Annotated in this window: 1 protein-coding gene; it reads left to right on the top strand. The window is 44.1% G+C overall.

Going from position 1 to position 26,241, the window contains the following annotated elements:
* Nucleotides 1–25,653 carry a calcium-binding protein gene (locus NWP21_RS08745; protein ID WP_348519766.1) on the top strand — a complete coding sequence of 8,551 codons (25,653 nt, stop codon included), beginning with the start codon at nt 1–3 and terminating at the stop codon, nt 25,651–25,653.
* The last annotated feature ends 588 nt before the right edge of the window (nt 25,654–26,241 follow it).

Genomic DNA, 26,241 nt, shown 5'->3' with positions numbered 1-26,241 from the left:
ATTACAGCTAATACAGAGAGTACTATCACTGCATCTGGAGGTAGTTTATATGGCAGTGGTACAGTAGTAGCCGCAGGGGGCATAGTAGTTACTAACTTAGTATTGAGTCAGGCAGAAGCATACATCAGCAATAGTAATATTGCTAGTAGAACCGATGTAAATGTAATTGCTAATAATACATCAATTATTGATGCTACCCTCCTAAGTTCCCTGTCTACCGGGGATACAGGTAGGTCTGGTGTGTTAGCTTTTAACTCGATTGGCTGGAAACCGCAAAATGTTTTTGCTAATGCTCTGGATACGTTAATTGGCGATCCCCTGATTTCTGGGGCTTCATCAGGTGAGCAGCCTGCTAGTGTAAAAGCTTATATCAGAAATACCGAGGTTAATGTCGGCGGTAATTTATCTGTTTCTGCCATCTCTGAAGTAAAAATCAATGCTACTGTTAGTAATGCTGCGGATTCTACAGCTTCAGCTTTATATGGTGCGAGTGGCAAGAGCGCTGGGTTAATTTTAGCAAGTAATAAACTTAGTAGTAACGTCGAAGCATATATTGATTATGATGGTGTTTACAGAGGTGGCCGCATAGTCAATGTCGGTCGGGAACTGACGATCGCAGCCCAAGACAATGCTGGTATTTATGCCAATAGTAAAATCGTTTCTTCTTCTACCACGACCAATGATGGTGGTGCTGCCCTTCTCCAAGAGGGAATCAACGATCGCCTAAAGGTTGATTTTACCAGTTTAGAGGGGGAAAGAGCGATCAAATTTGGCGACAGAGTTCGTCTCACTGATGATTATGACTCAGGATTGGGCAAACCTGGCAGTGTATATGAATATATGGGTACTACTGCCACATTAGACCTCAGCAGTGAAAACTATAGTGATAAAGGTTACTGGAAACAAGTACCGGAAACCCAATTAGTACCCCAAGGGTTAAATCTTGCCGTTGGGGGAGGTTCTGATGCCGCGGGTGTCGGCGGGCTGGTAGTCTTGAATGACGTGAAAAGTAATGTAGTTGCCCACATCAACAGGGGAGAAGTCACCGCAGGGGAAATAACTTTAAAGTCTCTGGAAACCGCAGAAATCAGCGCGATCGCAGATATTACTGCCTCAGCTTCCGGCGGTACTGTCATGGGTAAAGGCAATGTAGTTGCTCGCAGTGGAGTTATTGCCACCAATCTAATCCTCAGTGATTCCCAAGCTTATATTACGGCAAGTAATATCACTACAGGTGATTTGGTTCTGGATGCTCAAAATACTTCCCACATTAACGCACAGACATTAAATACTATCAGCAGTGGCGATACAGGACAGGGAGTGACAATGGCATTTAACACCATTGGCTGGAAGTCACAAAAATTCTTCATGTTCCAGGCTATAGATACCTTACTGGGTGATCCGGTCATTGCCGATGCCTTTAATAGCCAGCAACCAGCTAAGGTACACGCCTTCTTATTTAATACCACGGTTAACGCCACGGGGGATATTTCCCTTACAGCTACTAATGATGCCCAAATCAATGCCACGATTAGCAATAATTCCACATCAGTAGCCACAGCCTTTGCAGATGCGAGCAGTAAGAGCATGGGCTTTGTGCTAGCCAATAACATGGTTAACACGGATGCTAAGGCATATATTGACTATAATCGCAGCAATTTGCAGTTGAATACGGTCAATGCCACAGGCAGCATGACTATATCCGCGGTAGATGATGCTCATATTGTAGCTGATAGTACTTTGCAGGCTCTCTCATCGACCACTAATAACCCTGGTTTGGTAATCACTACTCTATTTGATAATATTCTTTCTGGTTCTTATCAATACACGACTAAATCAGGGCAGCGCGATGTTAAAAACTCCGAAATTGTCCGAGTAGATGATGAATATACTAACGGTGGAGATGCGGGTGGCTTTTATCAGTTTGTTGGCACTGATGCAGATGGAGAAAATCTTGATTTAGGTACTGTAGACTATAGCACTGATAAATGGGAGAAAATTCCCTTAGATAGTGCTGTAGATGATGCCTTAGCCTGGGGTAACAAATATGTAGGACTGAGTATAACCGGCTCTGATTCTATGGGCATTGGCGGCTTGATTGTCCGTAATGATGTCAGAGGCGGGGTGGAAAGCTTCATCAAGCAAGCTACCATTACCGCAGTAGATGTGAATGTATCTGCCTTAGAAAATGCTACCATTAAAGCTACCAACACAAGTACAGTGGAGGCTATAGGTGGTAGTATCATTGCCAGTAGTTCATCCATAGCCGTCAATGGCATTATTGCTAATAACTTAGTATTAAGTGATGCCAAAGCATACATTACTGGCAGTAACATCACAACCAATACAGGTGGTGTGAGTATCGATGCTAAAAACACTTCCATAATTGATGCCGAGATTACTAGTAATACCACATCTAAAGGCGTTTCTGTAGGCGTTACCTTAGCATTCAATACCATAGGCTGGCAACCACAGAACTTCTTATTTAACACCATTGATACCTTATTTGGTACTAGCATTGGTACGGCAGATTTAGCAGAAGTCCAAGCATACATTCTTAATTCTAGTATTCAGTCTGCGGCTGGTTTAGCTGTAACTGCCACTTCCCAGGCTGATATATCTGCAAATATTGGTACATCATCCACAGCCATTGTGGGCACCTTACAAACTGAGTCTAGTAACACATCCGTCAGTGTCGGTGCAGTAGTAGCCCTCAACAAAGTGGGTACCCTGAGCCGGGCGTACTTAGAAAATACCCCTAGTGTCAGAGCGAATAATGGTAATGTTCGGGTAGAGGTAGGTAACAACTCCACCATTCATGCCAATGTGGAAGCCCCATCCCTGGCGGTGGGAGTGGGGGCTGCATCAACCAACACAGTTTCTGTGGGTTTCAGTGCCGCCCGGAATGAAATTCTCAACAACACAGAAGCTTATATCAAGAATGGCTCCGTTACAGCTACTAATGGCAGTGTTACCGTTAGCGCCCAACAGAATGCAGCTATTGACGCTAGTTCTATTGCTTCCTCCATTGCCGTTGCAGTCAGTTTGAACTCTGGTGAAAATGCCATTGGCTTTAGTGGCGGTGGGGCGTTAGCCTTCAATTTAATTCGGGGTAAAGCTAATGCTTATTTAGATAACGCCCCTGTGGTGGCAACGGGTACAGGGGAAAACCAAGGGGTAGTCACTATCAGTGCTATCAATGACGGTAGTATCACGGCAAAGGTAACATCCCTATCGGTTGCCGTAGCTGCTAGTCAAGGTTTTACCCCCGGTGCTTCCATTGGGGTTTCTGTAGCCCGTAACTTAATCGGTTGGAATGAGTATAGTCAAACTACTCCCAATCCTTTTGAGGTACAAGCCTATGCCCTGAATAGTGCCATTACTGCGGCTAAGGGCATTAGCTTAACTGCAACATCAAATACTCTTATTGATGCTACGGTGGCTGTTACCTCTGTTGCCGTTGGTTTGTCTTCCCAAGGCAATACTTTGGGGTTAAGTGCTGCAGGTCTAGAGGCTACCAATAAGATAGCAACCCGGATTAATGCCTATATTGATGGTGCTGGGACTACAGCCATTACGGCTCAAGGTGGGGATTTGACTGTGAAAGCGGCGGACACTTCCCGCATTACCGGTGATGCCCAGTCCATATCGGTGGGGGCTTCTTTGTCGGGGGGTAAAGTTAGCAGCTCTATTTCTTTAGGTTTGTCTTTGGCAAGTAACTATATTGATAATCAAGTCAATGCCTACATTAGAGATGTCCATGGCAGTACTACGGGCTCGGTCATTCTCCAAGCAAATACCCTGGAAGACCAGAGTAAGTTTAATCATCAGTATGATAGCTCCCAGACAAAGGCTTTGATGATTGGGGATAGGGTCAAAACTGCTGATAATAAAGTTTATCGGTTCTTAGGAGAAGCTTATAATTACACCACTGAATCTACAACATCAGATGATTTGGTAAATATTACAGCCGGGAACATTATCAAGTTAGCTAATGATTATGCTGGCGGTGGTACTGGCGGTGCGTTTTATCAAGCTAAGGTGAATATTAATGGTATTGATTTGAGTGTTGAAGATTATAGCAATACCACTCGTTGGCAATTAGTAACTCACAATCTCGCTGTTGAGGATTACAATGATGGCAAGCGGTGGAGGCAAGAAACAGCGATTGCTGCTACTTCCATCGCCGCTTCTGTAGCAGCAGCAGTTGCTGGTAAGGCAGGTTTTGCGGTGAGTGGGGCTGGTGCTACGGCTGATAATATTATTCTGTCTAAAAATAATGCCTACATTGATAATAGTCGAATTATTAACGCAGTTAATGTAGAACTGACATCGCAAAATAGTGCCTCTGTTGATGCTATGATTTTGGCGGCTTCCGGTGCTCTAGCTTTTGGTGGTAAGTTAGGGGCTGCTGCTTCCGTGGGAGTAGGTGTTGCGAACAATACTATCACCCAAGAAATCCAGGCTTATATTAATAATGCTAATGTCACAGCCAGTGGTAACTTACATCAAAGTGCGATCGCCGATGCTGTGATTTTAGCCACTGTATTTGCAGGTTCCTTTGCGGTTGCTGGTGGTGGCAAAGTGGGCGTAGGCTTGGGCGGAGCCGGAGTCAGCGCGGAGAATAAAATTAATACTAAAGTTAATGCCTACATTGTCAGCACCGCCACTACCCCCATTACCATCACCGCCAAGGAAGTCAAATTAATTGCTGATGATACCTCTACCATTGAATCCTTCACCGGTGCTGCATCCCTCGCAGCAACACTCGCTGGTACGGCCGGTGTTTCCCTATCTATTGGCGTGTCTTTAGCCCGGAATACCATTACTAGTGAAGTGACAGCCTACACTAGTAATGCTAACGTCACTACTAACACAGGTGCTCTAATGGCATCAGTGAAAGAAGCTGCTTCTATTCAAGCCAGTTCTATCGCCGCTTCCCTCGCCGCTGGTTTAGCAGGTACGGCGGGTATAGCAGTCAGCGGGGCTGGAGCAAAAGCAGATAATATTATTACTTATAAAAACAATGCCTATATTAACAGAGCCACTATTAACAGTGCCGGTGACATAACTCTCACATCAGAAAACACATCTAACATTAACGCACTGATTGCAGCAGCCTCTGGGGCTGTGGGTGGTGGCGGTACTGCCGGGGTCGGTGTATCCATTGGGGCAGCCGTAGCTGAAAATCAAATTACCGGAGAAATTCAAGCCTACATTAATAATGCCAATGTCACCGCTGGTGGTAACTTACATCAAAGTGCGATCGCCCATACCAATATTTCAGCCACCGTAGCCGCCGGTTCCTTTGCGGTGGCGGCAGCGGGTGCGGCTGGTGTGGGTTTGGGCGGAGCCGGGGTAAGTTCAGAGAATAAGATTAATACTAAAGTTAATGCCTACATTGTCAGCACCGCCACAACCCCAATCACCATCACCGCCAAAGAAGTCAAATTAATTGCTGATGATAGCTCCACCATCGAATCCTTCACCGGTGCTGCATCCCTCGCAGCCTCCTTTGCCGGGGCGGCAGCCGTATCTATATCTATTGGCGTATCCTTAGCCCGGAATACCATTAGTAGTGAAGTAACAGCCTACACCAGCAATGCTAACCTCACCACTAACTTGGGTGGTATCAGTGCAGAGGTGGGGGCAGCCTCTACTATCACAGCCAGTTCTATCGCCGCCTCCCTCGCCGCCAGTTTAGCGGGTACAGCAGGTATAGCAGTCAGCGGGGCTGGGGCAAAAGCAGATAATATTATTACTTATAAAAACAATGCCTATATTAACAGAGGCACTATTAACAGTGCCGGTGACATAACTCTCACATCAGAAAACACATCTAACATTAATGCCCTGATTGCAGCAGCCTCCGGCGCTGTGGGTGGTGGCGGCGCCGCCGGGGTCGGTGTATCCATTGGGGCAGCCGTAGCTGAAAATCAAATTACCGGAGAAATTCAAGCCTACATTAATAATGCCAATGTCACCGCCACCGGTAACTTACATCAAAGCGCGATCGCCCATACCAATATTTCAGCCACCGTAGCCGCCGGTTCCTTTGCGGTAGCGGCAGCAGGTGCGGTTGGCGTAGGCTTAGGCGGAGCCGGAGTCAGTGCAGAAAACAAGATTAATAGTAAAGTTAATGCCTACATTGTCAGCACCGCCACAACCCCAATCACCATCACCGCCAAAGAAGTCAAATTAATTGCGGATGATAGCTCCACCATTGAATCCTTCACCGGTGCTGCTTCCTTAGCGGCCTCCTTTGCTGGGGCGGCAGCCGTATCTGTATCTATTGGGGTGTCTTTAGCCCGGAACACCATTAAAAATGAAGTCTTGGCTTATATCCAGAAAGTAAATTTAAAAACCACTAACGGAGAAGTTGCCCTTTCAGCCAAGGAAACCGCTCAAATTAAAACTACTTCCGTGGCGGCTGCATTAGCTGCGGGTGTTTCTTCCATAGGAATCGCCCTGAGTGGCGCAGGGGCTGAGGGTACAAACATTGTTACTAACCAGGTTGGGGCTTACATCAGTAACAGCACCATAGAAACCGCAGGAGGGGATGGGGACGTGGTTGTGGTGGCAGACAGCAACTTAAACCTGTCAGCCGTAGTAGGTGCGGCTGCGGGGTCTCTGAGTGGAGGATTAGTAGCAGCGGCGGCGGCGATGGGTGTGAGCCTGGCAAGAAACCTGATTGGCTTTGATAGTGTGGGAGATACCACTGGCTATAGGAATCAGGTTCTGGCTTATATTCAAGGGTCAACAGTGAAGGCTACTGGTGATGTGAGGGTTGTGGCTACTGGGGCTGAGTCTGTAGGGGCGGTGGCTTTTGCTGGTGCGGTGGCTGTAGCGGCTGGGATTGGTGGTGCTGCGGCTGGTAGTGGGGCATCTGTAACTAATAAAATGGGGTCTAGGGTTTATGCTTACTTACAAGATGCTGGGGTAATTAGTTTGGGGTCTGTCGAGGTGAGGGCTAATGCTGACAGTGAGGTAAGTAAGGCGGCGGCTACTGGGGTAGCTGTAGCGGCTAGTTTGGCGGGGTTGTCTGTGGGTGTGTCTCAGGTAGTGAATGAGTTGAGAAATGATGTTCAAGCTTATATCCACAGTACTGGGGCGAGAATTGTTCAAAGTTTGGAGGATATTACTGTTAGTGCTAATGCCGCACGAGCATATGTTAATGACGTTGATGCTGTGAGTGCTTCGGTGGCTGCGGGTGCTTTAGCTCTGAGTGGTGGTGGAATTAGCATTAGCAATACTATAGAGAATAATGTTTCCGCTAGGGTAACGGGGTTGATAACTCTCAACACGGCTGGTGATGTGAGTGTGTCGGCTCATGAAGATGCTCAGGTGATGGCGGAGGCTAAGGGGGCGACTGCTGCAGGTGGGGCGATCGCACTAGCTCTGGGTGTAGCTGTGGTGAAGAATGAGCTTAAGAGTACCGTTGAGGCTGTTGTGGATAACGACCCTCTTAAGGTTTGGGCTGTAAGTGCTATTCCTCTGAGTGTTACTGCTAATAACATTAGAGTTAATGCTGATGCTGTGAGCTATATTCCCCAGACTGTATCTATAGGTATTGCAGCCGCCGCTGGGATTGGGGCTGGCGTGACGGCTAATAAGGCCACGGGTAATATTACTACTGTGGTGAGGGCAGTTACAGAAGGTGTGAGTTTAAATGCTTTGGGTGATGTAGAAATTAAGGCGACCGGGGATAATAAAGTCCGGGCTGATGCTAAGGGTGGCGCTTTAGGGGCTTTAGCAGCGGGGGCGATGATTGCGGATATTACTCTGGGTAGAGGTAATAATGTTAACGAAGTAACCGCTACTTTGGGTAATGGTTCTGTGGTTAATGGGCGGTTGTTAACTATGGAGGCTAGTGGTGCCGCTGATTTGTTACCAGAAAGTATAGCAGCAGGTGCTGGGGTAATTGCTGGTTTGGGCGCGTCTTCTAAAGTCATCAACGACTACTCTACCCTGGCTCAAATTGGCGATAATACCACACTCAATCTTAAAAGTCTTTTTGTTACCTCTAATCTCAACCAAAAAGTAGACGGGTCGGCGGATAGTTACGCCTTGGCTTTGGCTGCCGGTACTGGGGCTGTGGTGGAGAATCTTGTTACCAGTAAGACTAATATTGATATAGGCGCTAACAGTAACATCACTGCTGATAATTTATTCATCGCAGCGGTGAACCGTCTGGAAAAGAAGGAATACACCGGAGAGGATGAGGCCAACCTAAAAACCGGTTCCGCTGGTTTAGGGGTTGTATCTGTACTGGAAAGTAGTACTGATGTAGGGACTGCTAGTAATCCCCTAGAGGCAGTGGTGAATATTGGCAAGGGTACTAATATCACAGTTAATGGTAGTAATGCTAACCGGGGAGTATTCAGAATTGAGGCTTTGACTGATTTTATTGGTAGGGATAAGGTAGAGGTTGATACGGTTAGCGGGTTTAATGTCGCCGTGGGTTTGTCGGAAATTAAGGCCAAAACCAGGTCTGTGATTAACATAGATACAGCGAATCTAGAAAATAAATCTGGGGATATGTACTTAACCACCAGGTCTAGTGGGGAGGCTTTTGTTAGTACAGATGTTTTCTCAGCTTCTGCTTTTGGTGGGGTGACTTCTGCTGATGCTAAAGCTACAGTGGATAGTACCCAACAGATTACAGTTAAAGATGCTGTGCTAAAAGGTAGTGATGTCTATCTGTTTACCGGTAGAGATAGCTTTACAGTTCCTAACTTATTAGATGCGGGTGCAAATGGACAAATTACTACCGTTTCCTTTGGACCTAGTTTTAATATCCCAGATGTAGAGGCGAAGGTTAATGAAGTTAATCGGATTGATATTTCTGGGAAGACAATTATTAGGGCTTTGGAAGATGTCACCCTGGTAGCTGATGAAGGTATTGGGGGGAATGAACGAGCTAGAACTGATGGAAATGTATTGAGTATATCCCTTGTCCCCTATGGCTTTGATGTCCCGGATGGTGCCGATGTAGACAGCACTAACCAAGTAAACATTAGTAACGATGTCTTAATAGAAGCGGGAATTAATAATAAAACCACAGTTCAGATTAAGCCAATGAAAATCGGGGGTGTACAGCAGTTAAGTACAGCGCGGTTGAGTGAAACACTTAATAGACAAGGGATTCCTAATAATCAGTTGACAAATGCAGAAAAATCTGCTTTGAATTTAGACCCAGAAACTAAGTATGAGTATAAAGCGTTAAATCTGGATTCCCTGACCTTATCTATATATACAGGGACTTTGGTTAGGGTTGTCAGTGGAGCAAACTCCGGGGGAGTGGTGGGGAATTATTACAGATACAAACCCATAACCGATGTGGGTCCTGATTCTGTGATGTTGGAGAAAGAGAATTATACAGATACCCAGCGGTGGGAAAATGTGGGACGTAGTCCTAACTTGACAGATGAGACTGTTTATAACAGTGATGTGGCGATTAAGTTTAAAAATACTCTCCAGAATAAGTTCTATGTAGTCAAGCCCACAGAACTGGATGACGTGACCTTAACCTATGCCAGTTTGGGTAATATGTTGATAGACCAGAGAAAGCAAGTTCTAGACTGGATGGTTAGCCATGCAAAGGACTTGGAAGCTGTAGCTAGGTATGAGGTACAGTTAGCTGCTATTGACCAGGCGATCGCCGACTCTGGTTTAATCAATCCCGAAACTGGATTAGTGAGAGAACAAATAGATTTACTATTTGCTAACCTTCCCAACATCTACGCTGCACCTGGTTCCATCTTCATTGAAGCCGATGCTAGTTCCAGTAAGTATCAAGCTTTAATTGACAATAAAAAATTAATTGCTAGGTCAGGGGCAGAAATCAAGGTTAACAACCAGTCACCTTTTACCCTAAATGTTAATGATGCCATTATCCGGGATAATAAACGGATTGAAATAATTGATGGTGAGTACACAGTTTTACAACCTGGAAATGTTTATTTAAACAACAGTCCCCTGACCAACGTCAACAACACCAGTCCTAAAAATATCTCCATCGTCCAAGATGCTTTCCCCAGCAGTCAATACGACCTAGGGGGAACAAAGTTACCTTCTGCTGACCAGGATATCTACCTACTAGGGGATGTCATCAACGAAGCCGGTGATTTATATATCGACAACAGAGAAGGTAGTATTCACGTTTCCGGCGAACTCAGAGCAGCAGCAATTACAATTAATGCAGCGCGGAACTTAAACTTAAATTCTGATGGCTGGTTACACACCAACCGCGACCCCAGACAATACTTAAACCTAGACCAAACTAGAGCAGTGGTTTTTGATGAATTGGGCGCACCAGATTCTAAAACTTACTTTGATGCGGGTAACATTGAGGGACAAAACTTACAGTCAGCCATTAATGAGAATCGTTCCCGCATTCTCGCCCAGGGCTTAATTAGTATTACCGCTCGGTATTTGAATATTAACGGGATTATTCAGAGCGGTGTCACAACAGTTGAATTAGATATTGCACCTAACTTTAATCCGGGTAATTCTATCACTACATTTATCGACGACAATAATCAAACCATAGCGGGGATTAGCTTCGGTGAAGATAAAGTACCTGTGGATGGTTACTTTGACCCCAACCAACAGGCAATTATTTTAGATGACATTGTCCCCAAAGGTGGACAAATTACCATTGCGGGACAAGTATTTAGCACCGGTAATGGACAACTGAGGGTAGCGAATGGGTACACCAATATTGATATTAATAACGCCAGTCCTTACAAGCTAATTCTCAACAACATTGATACAACTACTAACCGCCAAGGTAAGATTACTATCATCGACACTGAAACCTTGAAAAAGGTGGAGTATAAACTAGATGCTAATGGTATTCAAACATCTAACTACATTGGCGCTGCTGATAGTACTAACGGCGGTATTCAATATACCCTAACTGGTACTATTTCTAACAATATTGATGATGATATTAAATACCAGCCCCAAGGAGGGCGAGAGTACGTATGGACTGAGGGACAGGAAAAAACTGAAGTTGTAGTTACTAAATATGAGAAAAAGAGTTTTAATCTTTTGGGCTTTGACTGGGATGGATTAGTACCAGATGAAAGCTATAAATGGCGAAATGTCAAGTTTAGAGACCAGAAACCTTTGCTAGAGTCAGAAGCAATTATTGTGACTGGGGGAGAATTACCAGTTTATAGTGTTGGGTACTTGCTGACGGAGGATAATAGTGTAGACCTAATTCAAAATATCTCCAAGGTTAGAGATGTAAGACAAGACTTATCTAGTCCTGAATATGGTAAGGTTTACCTCTATTTGGGCGAAAATGCCGATTTAGACTTAGAGTTACAAAATTATACTGATACTACTACGTGGCAATACACGGGAGAGATAGTTAAGAATATCAAGAAGGATGTTGATGAAGCGAAGTTTACCAGTATTTCTCTGAATAAGTTTGACAATAATTACAAGAATTACTCAGCGAAAGTAGAGCAGTGGGAAACTGGAGGCGGTTGGCTACAGGAAAAAACTTTACACACTAAAATTACTACAATTAGGGGGTTAAAGGATTTTTACACTCACTCCCTCAAAGCTGATTACCCCATTGATATTCAGTTCCTCCCCGGACCTAGCAGTGGCGAAGCGAATATTAGTATTAACAGCGTGGGTGGGTTAGAGCTTTATGGTGATATTGAATCCCCCAGCAGTAATTTACAACTTACCGGAGCTTATATTCAGAGCGTGGGTTCTAGTGTAATTTACGCCAATACCAAAGAGAGTGGGGAAGTCGGGGGTTTAGATGCTCTTTCCTTAACAGCGGAGTCTGGTAGTATTGATGTGGCAATTCAAGGCGGTTTACAGCCTCTCAATGCGATCGCCCAAGGAAATATTAAACTACTCATAGTCTCCCCAGACAACCAGAGCAGTTACCTGGTAATTAATAACATTACCGCCAGGGGTGACATCAGCATCCGCGCCGCCGATGGTATTAGTATGTCTAACAATAATGCTCTCATTACCGGTAATGACATCATCCTCACCAGCAGTAAAGGTGGAATTGGCACCGCAGAGCAATGGGTAAAGGTTAATACTAATAGCACCGGGGGAGTAGGAGGAAGCGCTAAAAGTGATGTTTATCTGCGTCAACCTACAGGGGATTTATATTTACTGGGGATGGAGACCGAGGGAGATGTTTATTTAGATGCTCCTGATGGGTCAATTCTGGATAATTTAGGGGAAACCTCTACCTTAGCAACTAGAGAGCTAAGTGATAAAGCTTTAGCTGCATTCGCGGAGGATTCTTTACGGTATCCCCTCTCAGTCCCTCTTTACAGCTTCCTTTATCCCCTGAGCAAACCCACAGGGGTAAATACTCCCCCAGAAAAAGCAGAAGAGTATAACATAGTTGCTCGTCACCTCACAGTCACAACCAGTGGTAATTTGGGTAAGGTCGGGGACAAGATTGTAATTAACCTAGAAAACGGTTATGCAGACCTGAGTACCGATGAAAAGAAATTACTTTCTAGTGCCACTGTTAGCGATATTATTGGGGTAACCTACGCCACTTACAGGTATTTGGGGGATGGAGCAAGTAACGTTAATTTGACTCAATCTGATTTTACAAATACTGCTGTATGGCAACTAGTTAACCCAGATATTGTCACCGGTGTGAGTCGGTTAATTGTGGATAACCGCAATGTTTCCCAAGGGGACATAGTTTTAGTCCAGTATGATGCAGCCGAATATGGATTATATAAGTATTTAGGAGAGTCCGCTAGTTTAGACTTAACTCGCCAACTTTACCTTGACCCCACCCAGTGGGAACAGTTAACCGCCTCCCATGGAACAGACGCTGTGGGTAATGTCACCCTAGAAACAGGTCAACTGGTTTTAGACAAGTCGGTAATTAAAACCTTGACTTTACAGGTAATTAATGATATTGATGTTCTCACTGGGGGGTTAACTAATATAGATGCTGGGGGTGCGATCGCCCTCCAAGACCAAAGTAATTTGACGGTTGACAAAATTACCGCCGGCGGGAACGTCAGACTACAGTCTACAGGTAATCTAATTGACAACCACACCACAGACACCCTTGCCATTACCACCTCTGGTAACAACATCCTCCTAGTTTCTGGTGGTGTCATAGCTTCCCACACCCCCAATACACCCTTCCGCATCAACATGACAGGGGAAGTAAGACAACTCAGCGCCGAATCCACAGGAAATGCTTACATCCGTTACCTAGGGGAAGAAGCATTAACAATCAATAAAGTCAACAGTAGTTCTAATATTAAAATAGAAGTTCCCAATACTGACCTACTGCTAAATACCATCACAGCCCTAGGCACAGTAGACTTAGATATTAAAGGCTTCATTGTTGACAACAACCAAAACGCACTCAACATCAGCAGTTCCGCCATCAACATCTCCTCAACCACAGGCTTTATTGGGGAACATACCAATTATTTAGATGTAGATGTTCTCAATAATGGAGTAATTAACGCCCAATCCACAGGGGAAGAACAAGGAGCTATTTACCTTAACTCTCCTTACCGTAACTTCCGGGTAGGTAAGATTGAAACTAACTTTGACGTGGGTTTACGCACCACCCAATCAATCATTGATACCCAAGAAAATACACCTGATGTTATTGGGCGAAACATTACCCTAGATGCTCTGGGTAACATCGCCACAGCTGATAACTTCCTAGAAATTAACACCAACTCCCTCACAGAAGGTAAATTAATCGTCGCTAGTAATAGTAGCGCCTACCTCCGGGAAACATCCGACGACTTATACTTAGAGCGAGCTAACGTCATCGAACACGCTGATATTAGAGTCTTAACCGGTGATATGCGGGTAAATGAAGTCACCGCCGGAACCCTCACCTTAGAGTCAACTCATGGAATATTCATCCCCGGTTCAGTCACCACCCAAAGAGATATAAAACTAATCTCCCGCACCTCCCGACTACCTAACTATGACGATTATCTAGAGGTAGGTTTACCAGATAACCTCTACCTCAAAGACTTACAACCCGACCCCTTCTCACTCTTCCTCACTGGTACTATTACCAGTCTGGCAGACAACGCCACCCTTAACCTAGAGTTTAGTGATGATGTCATCCTCAGAGGTAACATCAACGTCAGCGGCGAAAACTCTAACTTAAATATTGCTACCACCGGTTGGGTCTATGTAGAAGGTTTCCTCACCTCCGAAAGTCAAATCAATATCTTGACTACAGACAGAGCTAACAGCAGGGGTTCTAGTGTTTATGTCCATGGTACTTCTAGGGTTAGAACCACAAAAGCCGGTAGTAGGATTACCATCACCGGAGCCAAAGACGTAGATATTCTTGGTTCAGTAGTCGCGGGGGGAGAGATTGGGGCTAATGGTGTCACTTTTGCGGGTAATGATTCCACTGTGGTTGTTACAGCTGGTGAGCAACTTTTCCTAGATACGGGTTTACTGGCTTCCAAGTCTGTGACGATGAATGGGGGAATAGCTGGAAGTGATGACAATGGTTTAGGTTTATTAATCACCCCCGCTGCTGGTGCTGCTGCTTATGGGTTAAGTTCTGATAACAGTGGGGGAGTGATTACCATTAACAATCAAGGGAACATGGAGGTTATGGGAACTTTGGTAGCTGGTGGGAAGCTGTTCCAAACCTTTGATGATGATGGGAACCTGGAAAGTCAAACTGTGGAATGGTCGGGGAACTATGGCGCAATTAAGGTTAATTCCCTAGGTCAAGCTTTTGTGGGTGGTAACACTGTGAATAAAGCAGGGGAACCTATCCAAACCGGTGCTTATCTATTCGCCCATGACTTAATAGAAATCAACGGCGGCGCTCACCCCTCTGGTACGGGAACCTTTATTCAAGCAGCAAGTGAACTAGTTACCCATGCTCCCAACAGTCACATAGAAATTAACGCCACTCAAGATGCTGATATCCAAGGCTTATTAGTCCCAGGGGGTGAAGTAACCACAGTCAGAGACGCTACTGGTTCTTACATGGGGCGCTATGTCACTCACTTTGATGGGGAATCTACCCTGAAGGTGACCGCAGACCACCAAATTAGAATTGGTCAAACTCTCCAAGCTGGGAAGCAGATAGATTTAATTGGTGGTGTTGACCCCGTGGAACCAGATCCCCAAGACGGAAGCACTAATTATAGTGGTCGGGGGATGGTGGTTTATGGTTCTTCCCAAATATCTACCTGGAAACCAGACAGTAACATCAACCTCAATGCTGCGGGTAGAGTTGATATTTTAGCCCCTGCTCATAGTCATGAAATTGCTGCTACTGGGTTCTATGAGTTAGCAACCGGGGTAATTAGCCAAGATGTCACCCTCAAGCTACAAATAGATAAGGTGGGTTTTGTCATTGCAGCTGATGTAACTCTACCGAAGTCAGAGACTGAGAATAACGAGGAAGTAGCGGATTTAGTCGCGGATTTAAATACTGCTTTAGTAAATGCTACCTGGACTGTAGTTAGCACTCAAAACCAAGACACACCAACAGTAGGTAGCACCTACACAGACTTTGACCAGTATGATATGTTGGTGAAAATTCGGGAAGGGCGGTTAGTCTTAACCAGTTCCTATGAATTTGAGCTAATAAATCAAGGGACGATTAACGCAGACTTGCTAGGCTTTACCCCCCTAACCGCAGATATCACCTCCATACTCCCTTATAATATTCAAGCTGGTGAAGTACGTTCTCAAGTTACCATCGGTTCACCGGAGAGACCAAATGGTAAGCTTTATATTGCGGGTAAAGTCTTAGCATATGAAGCTATTCACCTCAACAGTGGAACATCCCCCGATGGTGTTAATGTTGACTTAGATTGGACTGGGTTACTAGAAACCGTAGAGGGTGACATTAACCTAAATATTGGTGTCTATGGCGTGGTTAAAGGTGATGTGGTCGCCGGGGGTGAAAACAATAATATTAATATCACCGCTAGTAAGACCTTAGAACTCCATGGAAGTCTCACCGCACAGAACGAGATTAAATTAAGTGCTGGTGAAGAAATAGTACCAGATGAAACTAGTATCCATACTTTTGGGACTAGCCGCTTGGATAGTAAGGTTTTGAATATTCAAGGTTTGAATGATGTCGTCATTGATAGCTTTATCGGCGACATCAGTCACATGAAGGTTATTAATCTTCAGGCGATCGCCGGTAACCTCATCATCGCCCCCACATCAGGCCGCATCATTAGCCATGGACAACTAACCATGGGAGGTCAGAACATCATCAACCAAGGTGTTGTCCGTTCCCTAGGTGTAGATGGTGATGCGAATACAGTGGAAACCTTACTCACCACCCCTGGTAGTATCGACCTTGACAGCGACATTCTCAGCTTGGGAACCTTTAAAGTAGTCGCTGGAGATAGTATTAATGGGTACAACAGCCAGATAATTATTCAAACCCCAGGGGAAAACCTACAACTTATCCAAACCAACCCCACCGGAGCCATTAACCTCGGTCGCACCCTAGAAAATAACGGCATCTACCAGCAACAGGGTATTGATTTAGTCGCTCCGGGCGAAATCATCCTCCAAGCAGCAGGTGACATTAACATTAACTCCGCAGCCCGGATACTCACCCATAGAGACAATAGCCAAATCCAGATTACCGGTAACACCATTAACATCGTCGGTGCAATCTTAGCCGGTGCTTCCCTTACAGAAGAAGGTGACAAAACTACATGGACGGGTAAGGGTGGAGAAATTCACCTCAACGCTACAGAACTAGTTAAATTTGGGGGAATTGGTGTAGAACAGGGAGGACTTGTTACCCGCGGTGGTTCCGCTCAAGCTACAGGGGACATTAATATCACTATTACTGGGGGAGATGATGACTTAGACTTAACCATGAATAGTTTAAGCTTGATTCAAACCGACGCTACCGCTAGATTTAGCAGCACAGGAAGCGCCGTATTAACTGACTCCACCACCGGGGCGATTAATATTCAAAGTTCCCACCGCTTAGAAACTAACGGAACCATTCAAGCTTTTCACAATAACTCTGATATTACCATCAAGACCGATGGACTTTTGTTAGTTGATGGTTACTTAGTAGCTGATGACGTTCTGACCTTAGAGGGGGGAACTACACCCAGTGGGTATGGGTTAATGGTTAACCCAGTTATTTTTAAAGACCTTCAAAACCGGTTAGTTAACAGTTCTAATTACTTCATTAACCAAAATGGGGAATATGTGGACGCTGAGGGTAACCTCGTCCCCCTTGGTAATGCTCCTGTAGAATATAACGGTGAACCCTCTCAACTCACCCGCCTTGGTGGGGGTATTCTCGACACCGCACCCGGTGGGACAATTAATATAAGCAGTGACTCTGGTGTTATTTTCCGGGGTCAGGTCGCACCAGAGATTAATTCATCTACTTGGGGACTACCAATTAACTCAGATGTTAACCCTGAGAAATTATTCATTACCAGTAAAAATAACGCCGGTGACATCTTTATTGATAGCCCAGTGCGATCGCGCAGCTTAATTCACATCCAAGGTAACAACATTCAACTAGTTGACTACCAAGAAATCAACCCCAAAGACGCTATCCGTCCTAACAACGCCCTGATTACCACCACCGGAACAGGAGATTTAACCCTCACAGAACCAGCAGTCCAAATTCACGGTTTAGGTGAAGTATTAATCGCTCGCAGTAAATCACCCTCTGAACGCGCCTTAGTCAAATCTCACCACACTATAGAAATCATCGCTGACACCCTCTTGATTCAAGGGTTTGTCAGAAACGACCAATCCACCTCAGACATCAATATTAATGTAGTCACCTCAGCAGAAATCAACGGTATAGGGACTAGTGGAATAGTTACATCTGGTAAAAATCTCAACATAAAAGCTGGTATTGACCCCAATTGGAGTTTAGACACTATCCGGGGGAACATCACTAAGTCGCAGTTAAGCGGTGGAACTGTCCAGATTTATGGTACAGGTTCCCTTAACGCTTCCCAAGGTGTCGTTAATATTTTATCCGGGGGAACGGTAATAGTAGAAGCAGATGCTAGTTTAGCAACTGGTCAAAAACTGTTAAGTATTCCTGTTTTAACCCAAATTCCAGTCACTAAAACTATTGAGTCTGGGACAAAGAAGGTATTAGCTGAAGATGACCCCAATACTCCCCAAGATGAAAGTAAGGTTGAAATAGAAATAGTTAACTGGGTACCCACCACAGTCACAGAACAAGTAGGGGTTGACCAGGTACGCGTCGGTAGTGAATTTTTCACTATGGATGTAGTTCTCAATCAAGATAGCTACTGGAATCCAAAAACCGACACAGAAAAAGAGTATTTTGTCAATCAAATTGATTACTTTGTGGATGAGATTACCTGGGGACTAGCAGGTAAACCTAAATCCGACGCTGGATTTAATGAACTCACCACTGACCAGCAAAATGTAGTTTTAACAGCACTAGGTTACTACAGACTGTTTGACTTTAGTTTCAGTAACGCCAAAGTAGACAGAAACATCAACGGTAACCCCACCCGCAATGATGTTTACTGGAACCTCAGCGAAACCAACGAATCCTTTGAGATGGAAACCGCCCAAGGGGTAACATACCGTAAAGAGATTATTGGTGGTAGCGACTATAAACAAAGCGCCCAAGCAGGGTTTTATAACGCTTATGATGTAGCGACAAATCCCCAAAACATTGCTACCACCATCATTAATATAGATATTGACGGTTGGAATGATATCTATTTACGTGTACCGGTGGGTATTAGTGCTGACTTGGAAGCCATTTTAAGAACGGTATCTCAAGGTCAGTCTAAAATACTAAATGCTACCAACCCTGATACCTTTGATGGAACTAACCCCAGTGCTTACACCCCCGACTATCAGTGGATAAATCAAGGCGCGGGAGTTACTGCTACTGGGGAATATATCGGTTACTTCTGGAATGAAGCCGACGCTAAATATACACAAGAAGCCTCCGACTACTTCTTTGACAATGATAATTATCCCGCCGCTTATAGTAACCAATGGCATGACTGGGTACCCTTGGGTGGTTATTGGATGGATAATGACGATGGTAGTAGCATGAAGTACGACAAAGAACAAGATGTACCTACCTGGGGTTTCCGACTACTCACCCCCGATGATATGTCCGTCCTAAATGATGTCTTTGGGGATGGTCATGACATTGAGTATTATTGGAGTTATAATGACTTTGTTGATTATCCCCATAATAATTACCTGAGTACCTCTAACCTGAATATGTGGTTAGCTAACTACGATGAGGTAGAGTCAACTATCATATATACAACCAGGTGGAGCGGTGATGATGTGGGTGCTTTTGTCCGGGGTCGGAAGAAAAAACAAGGGATTAATCCCAGGGAAGATGGAGAAGCCCACTGGTCAGTAGATTATGTGCCTAATACTGGCTCTCGTTACTTTAATATTGACCTACGGGAAACAGTCAATTTTAGTCTTGACCCTGATTGGAGTGTGGGAGACCAAACAGAGCCGATACAGCCTGCACCCTACAAACTAAATCGGTATACGGATTTGATTTCGGCTAATGATAATTATATCAATGCTATTAAGTATGATACTCGTACTTTTACACAGAAATCCACCACTACCAAAGCTGGACAGTTTGGCTTTAAATTTGATTATCCCGGTGAGTGGGTTCCCCTAGGTGGCTACTGGATGGACAATGATGATGGTAGCGAAATGAGCTACAATGATGAGGAACATGTACCTACATGGGATTGGCGGAGGTTGACACCTTCTGATATTGCTGTCCTAAATGATGCTTTTGGGGATGGCCATGATAAAGAAACCTATCATGAAGAAGCCATCTACAATTTTGTTGGTTATCCTTACTTCCACCTCAGCACTAGTAACCTCAACACCTGGCAAAGTCAGTATGATGAGGTAGAATCTAGCATTATTTGGTCAATTGCGTGGGGTAGTGGTTATGACCCTGATAGTCGTACTGGTGATGATGTGGGTGCCTTCGTCCGGGGGCGTAATATTGAACCAGTCAGCATTAAAGAAGACTGGCAAAACTATCAATATCATTGGCAATCTAAATATAAACCTGTTTATGACAACCGCTTACAAACTTCTTGGAAATGGGTAAGCGAACAGCAAAACATTTTTGACGGTCGTCCCCGTTATGAAATTTGGGAAACTCAAGTTAAGGATGTGAGTATTAGGTATGAAAATAAGTATGTTAATGTCCCTATTACCACAGAAGAGATTATCTGGCTCACAGTCAGAACTACTCCCGAAACTTATAAGGATTACGGTGAGTTTTACAATTCTATTGCTGCTGCTGGTGGTATTAATATTGAGGCTGTGGGTGATGTAAGTATTGCTGGTAAGCTCTCTACTGTTAATGTTGACAGCAATATTACTGTTACTAGTGATGGCGATGTGAGGATTAAGGGAGAGTTACCCGCTAACAGAACCGCTGAAACAACTATCGCCGCGCCTTCTGTTATTACTGCTCGTGATCAGGTATCTATTACTTCTGTCAACCTTGATATTACTGATATTAGTGAACTGCGGGCAACTAATGACACTGGTAAGGTTGTTCTTACGTCTACAAATAATATCAGCTTTGCTGGGGTGGTTTCTGCTGGTCAGAGTGTGGGGTTAAGTGCAGGTAATGATATTGGTATTTTTGGCGAAATTACTTCCGGTGAGGGTATTACAGCTAATGCGGGGGGTAATATTACGGGAAACATCTCGACTGACATCAAGACAGCTAGTACTGGTAGGGTTAGTTTAACTGCAGATAGTGCCGGGGGGATAAACTTACCTTCTGCTTGGATAGAAACAGGTACTTTTAATGCTTCTGCTGGTACGTTCAATAATTACTCTATAGATGGGGAAATCATTTTAGGTGGTGAAACTTATGATTATGTTCAACATGGTTTAATCGCTGCTGACGCTATTAATATCACTACTCAGGGGGGAATTACAGCTAATCTTCAAGTTGAAAATCTCAACATTAATAATTATGGCGGTAAGGTTGACCTCACTCTTGATGATAACTACCAAGATACCCTCTCAGAAGTAGCGGTTACTCTCACTACGAGTGACACAGAAACTGACGTTAAGTCAGCTGCACTACTGCGCTTAAGTGACATTAAGGCTACGGGGACTGGTGATGTTAAGTTTAGCGGTGTAGAAAATATTGCGGTGGAAAAACTGGAGATAGCCAACCAGGTCACTATTGAAACGGTCAAGGATATTATTCTCCAGCATCAAACGGGTGATTTGTCTGGGACTACGCTTAATCTAATTTCTCAAGTACTCTTCACAGAAAATACTAATCCGCTACAGTTTAATACGTTACAGGTAACAACTGCCCAAGGTGATATTAATCTATATACTCAAGTTGGTAATTTGAGTATTCAAGCTGGTGGAGTAGGTGATGTTAATGTGACCAATCTTGGTAGTAGTTTAAATCTAGAAGATGTTACTATTAATGAAGGTGATTTTACCCTTACCACTAGTGGGGCTTTATTTGCTAATTTGGTGGAAATAATTAATACTTCCCACGCTCCTACTTTCACTCTCACCAGTGATGGTGATATGACTATTGGCAGAATTAATGCTGGTAATTATAGTGAGTATGATGGTAACGGTAATTTAACCCGCTATAGTCAAATCAATGTCACTACTAACAATGGTAGTGATGTTCTGGCTCAAAACTCTCAAGACAATCAACCAGAACTAATTGCGGTTAATGCTAACCTCACGGCACTATCAACAGGTAGCAATATCGGGTTATTAGAGGTAGACCTGGCGGAGGTCACTGCTACGGCGTATGGGGACATTAAACTTAAGGGTATAGGGAAGGTGGGAACTGGTAACCAGCAGGAAAACCGCACTTTGAGTATACCTACTATGACGTCCACTAACGGGAGTATTCAAGTTTCTAATCTCGGTTCTCTGGTTACGTCAACATCTGTCAGCGTCCCCCTGGCGACTGGAACTATTGATTTACGCAGTTTCCAGGAGGATTTGGTCATTAATGTTGCTAATGGTAATATTGTTCTCGATGCTCACACTTTAATTCTCCAAGCTACCCAGTCTATAGATATAGATAAAACTATCTTCCTGGATGCTAAGAAAATTACTTTGGCTAAGGGCTATTCGGCGATCGCCCAAGGGGGGGTAACTTTACCCAATGTCAAGACAGATGAGCTAGTTTTAGCCCTGGATTCCGATAACATTATTATTTCCCCAGAATCTTTTGATAACTTTACTAAAAAGACAACTGGTACTGAAAAAATCATTAACCTAGAGGCCAGAGGTAACCTGCAAACTACGGGAGACTACGCCGGTTTTTACAAATATCGCGACACCAGAACTAATGTCGAATACTACTTAGATCACCCAGAGTTAACCCAAGGTAACGCTTACCGGTTGCATAATCAGCAACTGGAACTTTTGACGGAAGAGGAAAAAGCAGAACTAAGTTTAGCCCCGATATTAAACACGGTTTATTACCAAGAGCGAGAGACACAAACAGGTAAATACGCCTATTACCATGACGCTAATAGCAATGACATTCAAGACGGTAACGAACGGGTTTATCATCTAGATGTCGTGACACCCCAGGGTCAGGAGCGGGTATACAACAGCGTCAACGACATCTTAAACACTCTCACGGTCTGGACACGTCAAAACGATTCGGGTCTGTATATGTATACGGTCACCGAAAATCTAGAGGGACAAGTACCAGAGAATAAAATCATCTACGTTTCCGAGGCTGACTATAGGGAAGTAGCTAAAAATCCCAACTACAGCGACGTTTACATCTACATGACCCAAGCATCCAAGACTGGGTTAAACCTCAAACCTGTACTACAGTCAGAACTGGCGGGAGCAATTAAATTAACCAAAGCCTCCGGCGAACTACAAAATAATCGCATCACCTTTACAGTCCAAGCCGATGAATTAATCCTCAAAGCTCAAAAAGACCTGGCTAATATAGACTTTGAGGAAATGCTTACCATAGCCAATTATGTAGAGATTAGCACCGGTGATAATTTAGTTTTAACGGGAGTCCCCATTACTAATAACCTAGTCTTAGGTTCTACTGGTTATTACAACGGCTCCACTCTAGTTGGTGGTAGTGTCACTACAGCCAATGGGGTAAGGCTTAATTCCCAAAATATCGACATTACCGCACTGAAGAATATTGAGATTGAGCTTGCGGGGAATAGCAACTTAAACGCCGGTGTGATTGGGGATGGAACTATTACGGTTGACTCCACCAGTGCTTTGAATCTGGATAATATCACCGCTAACGACGGAGTTATTAACATTACCACCAGTGGTGGGTTAACAGTAACAAACCTGAATAGCGACACGGGGGACGTTAACTTAGTTAGCGGTGGTAGTATGACCGTCCACAATCTAGAGACTAACTCTGACTTAACCTTAACTGCCAATAACATCTACAGCGGTACGGAGGAAACCGACATTACGGGGGACTCTCTGAGATTAAATATCACAGGGGATATTGGTAGCAACAATAACGTATTACAAACCGCCGTAGATGCTCTGAGGATTACCCCAAACAACAATATAAATAACATCTACCTGGAAAACAGGGGCGCACTCACTCTAGTAGATGAGATTAACGCTAGTGGTAACGTGGTATTTTCTACCCGCAGTCCCATGACAGTCACGGAGGACATCACAGCTTTATCAGTTACCTTAACAGCAGGGGACTCTGTGGAGACTGGTGATGACCTAGTAATTAAATCCGGTGTTACTTTGACCGCCACGAACGGCAACATTACGTTAGGCGCTGGCGATAACCTCACTTTAGAAACTGGCTCTCACCTTATCGCCACGGGGGATGTTGAGATACAGACAGACCTACAAAATCAAGACCCCGGTACAGGCAGTATAGTTACCCTTTTAGGTAGAATCCAGTCTAGAGGACTGATGATGACTGCGGGGGAAGATGACGACACTTTTAACCTTGACAATACGCTAATAACTACCGTAGCTAACCCGGTCAACATTGACGGTGGTGGTGGTATAAATACGTTAAACGTTAATAACCAAAACGACACAGTAGGTAGAAATGTCAATATTACTCAAACAGCTATTACTGGGTTGGCTGTGTCGGTAGATTACCAGAGATTGCAATACATTAATTTATATTTAGGCTCTGGTAATGATTCTTTTGCAGCGGATAAAACGGTGACTGCTGCTACCTTTGTGGATGGCGGTGGCGGCAATAACAGCTTTACTCAAGATTTCTCTGACACCGCAGATGATTTAAATCTATTTATTGACCTGCAAAACCCTTCGCCCCAAGATTCTGGTTCTCTGAGCTACAATATGCAAGGAATTAACCTGATTTTGGGTTCTGGTAACAATGTGGTGACGCTGGTTAATCCTAGTCTAGTTAATGGGGCTAATTTTTCTATTGACGGTAGTACAGGGCAAAGCGATCGCCTTAATCTTGACTTTTCTTCTGACACCCTAGGCTTTAGAGACTCAGTAATAGTTAATAACACCCACATATTAGGACTGGGTTTAAGTAACCTGCAATACCTAGGGATAGACACCATGGAAATTATCCTCGGTTCCGGTTCCGATAGAATCAACCTCACCAACAACTTCAGCGGCGTTTTAGAACTAGACGCACGTACTGGTAACAATGTAATTAACACCGGTAACGGTAATCATACCATTAAGGCTCAAGACGGTAGTAACCACATCACTACCAGAAATGGAAATCAAACCATTATCATTACCGGGGATAAGAACAACCGCATCAGCATAGGAAATGGTAACCAGATAATTGATTTGGCTGGACATGGTGATAACTCCATCACCGTTGGTCATGGCAACAGCAAGATTACAACCGGTGATGGTCGCAATACTATTACTACAGGCGATCGGGATTCCGAGATTATCACCGGGAGTGGAAACAACATCATCAAAACCGGTAACGGCAATAATCGCATTAGCACCGGTGATGGTAATAACCACATCACCACTAGAAATGGAAATCAAGCTATAACCATTGGTCATGGTTCTAATCGCATCACTACCGCTAGTGGTAACCAGACAGTTAATGCCGGTGATGGTGATAACTCCATCACCATAGGAAGTGGCAATAGCAAGATTACCGCTGGTGATGGTCGCAATACTATTACTACAGGCGATCGGGATATAGAAATTAACGTTGGCAGGGGAAATAACACCATTAGAACCGGCGCAGGCAATAATCGCATCACCACTGGTGATGGTAATAACAGCATCAGCACTAAAAATGGACATCAAACTATTATCACTGGTAACGGTAATGACAGCATCACTACAGGTATTGGTAATAGTGTGATTACAAGTAGTGGCGGTGATAACATCATCACTACTGGTAATGGAAATCAAGTTATTACCACCGGCGCAGGCAACGACCGCATTAGCACAAGAACTGGCAATAGTTGGATTACAAGCAGTGGAGGTAATAACACCATCAGAACTGCAAATGGAAATCAAGTTATTATCACCGGTGCTGGCAATGACACTATAAATACAGGTAATGGCGATGATATTATCACCACCCTGGGAAGCAATAAAACCATCAGGACTGGTCAGGGCAATAAGACGATAACTTATAACTAAGTACTAAGTTGCAAGTAACTGTCTTAACTCGGCAATCCTGACAATTAGTCCTACTAACCTCCGCCAATGAATTAGTTTACTCACTGGCCGTTGAAAAATCTGTGAATTAATGAAAAAAAGGCATCTACAAATATGGTGAAAAACCCAAAAGATGTCAACTTAAGTAGCCACACAGCTAAGTATAATCTTAGCCAAGCTGGGTAGGGGAGCTTTGACACTCCCAAAACAATATTATTTACTTAATATGTTAGATTAAGTAAATCAAGTTGTAACCGTTGCGTAGCATCGCTTAGTCCTGCGTAGCAACATCAGTTTAGAATCACCTGTGTTTCAACCAGGGGAGATGTCAAGGTATGTTATAGCCTTTTTCAGGCTCATGAAGTACACACCAATTCCCTGTTACCTTTTCCCTGTTGCCTCAAACTAAAAAAAATTGTACCTCACGAGCATGGGAAATGCTATATGTAGCCGCATAGAAAAGCTTGCCGTCCAATTAAGTGCAAAAATTTACTTGATTATTTCCTGTTTGATCTAGTACAATAACAAGCAAATTATTTTAAATCTAATTTCTGCTAGGAATACACTCAT

Source organism: Anabaenopsis sp. FSS-46 (assembly GCF_029891665.1).
Classification (GTDB): domain Bacteria; phylum Cyanobacteriota; class Cyanobacteriia; order Cyanobacteriales; family Nostocaceae; genus Anabaenopsis; species Anabaenopsis arnoldii.
The sequence above is the reverse complement of the archived record's forward strand: the minus strand, read 5'-3'. Positions and strand labels throughout refer to the sequence as shown.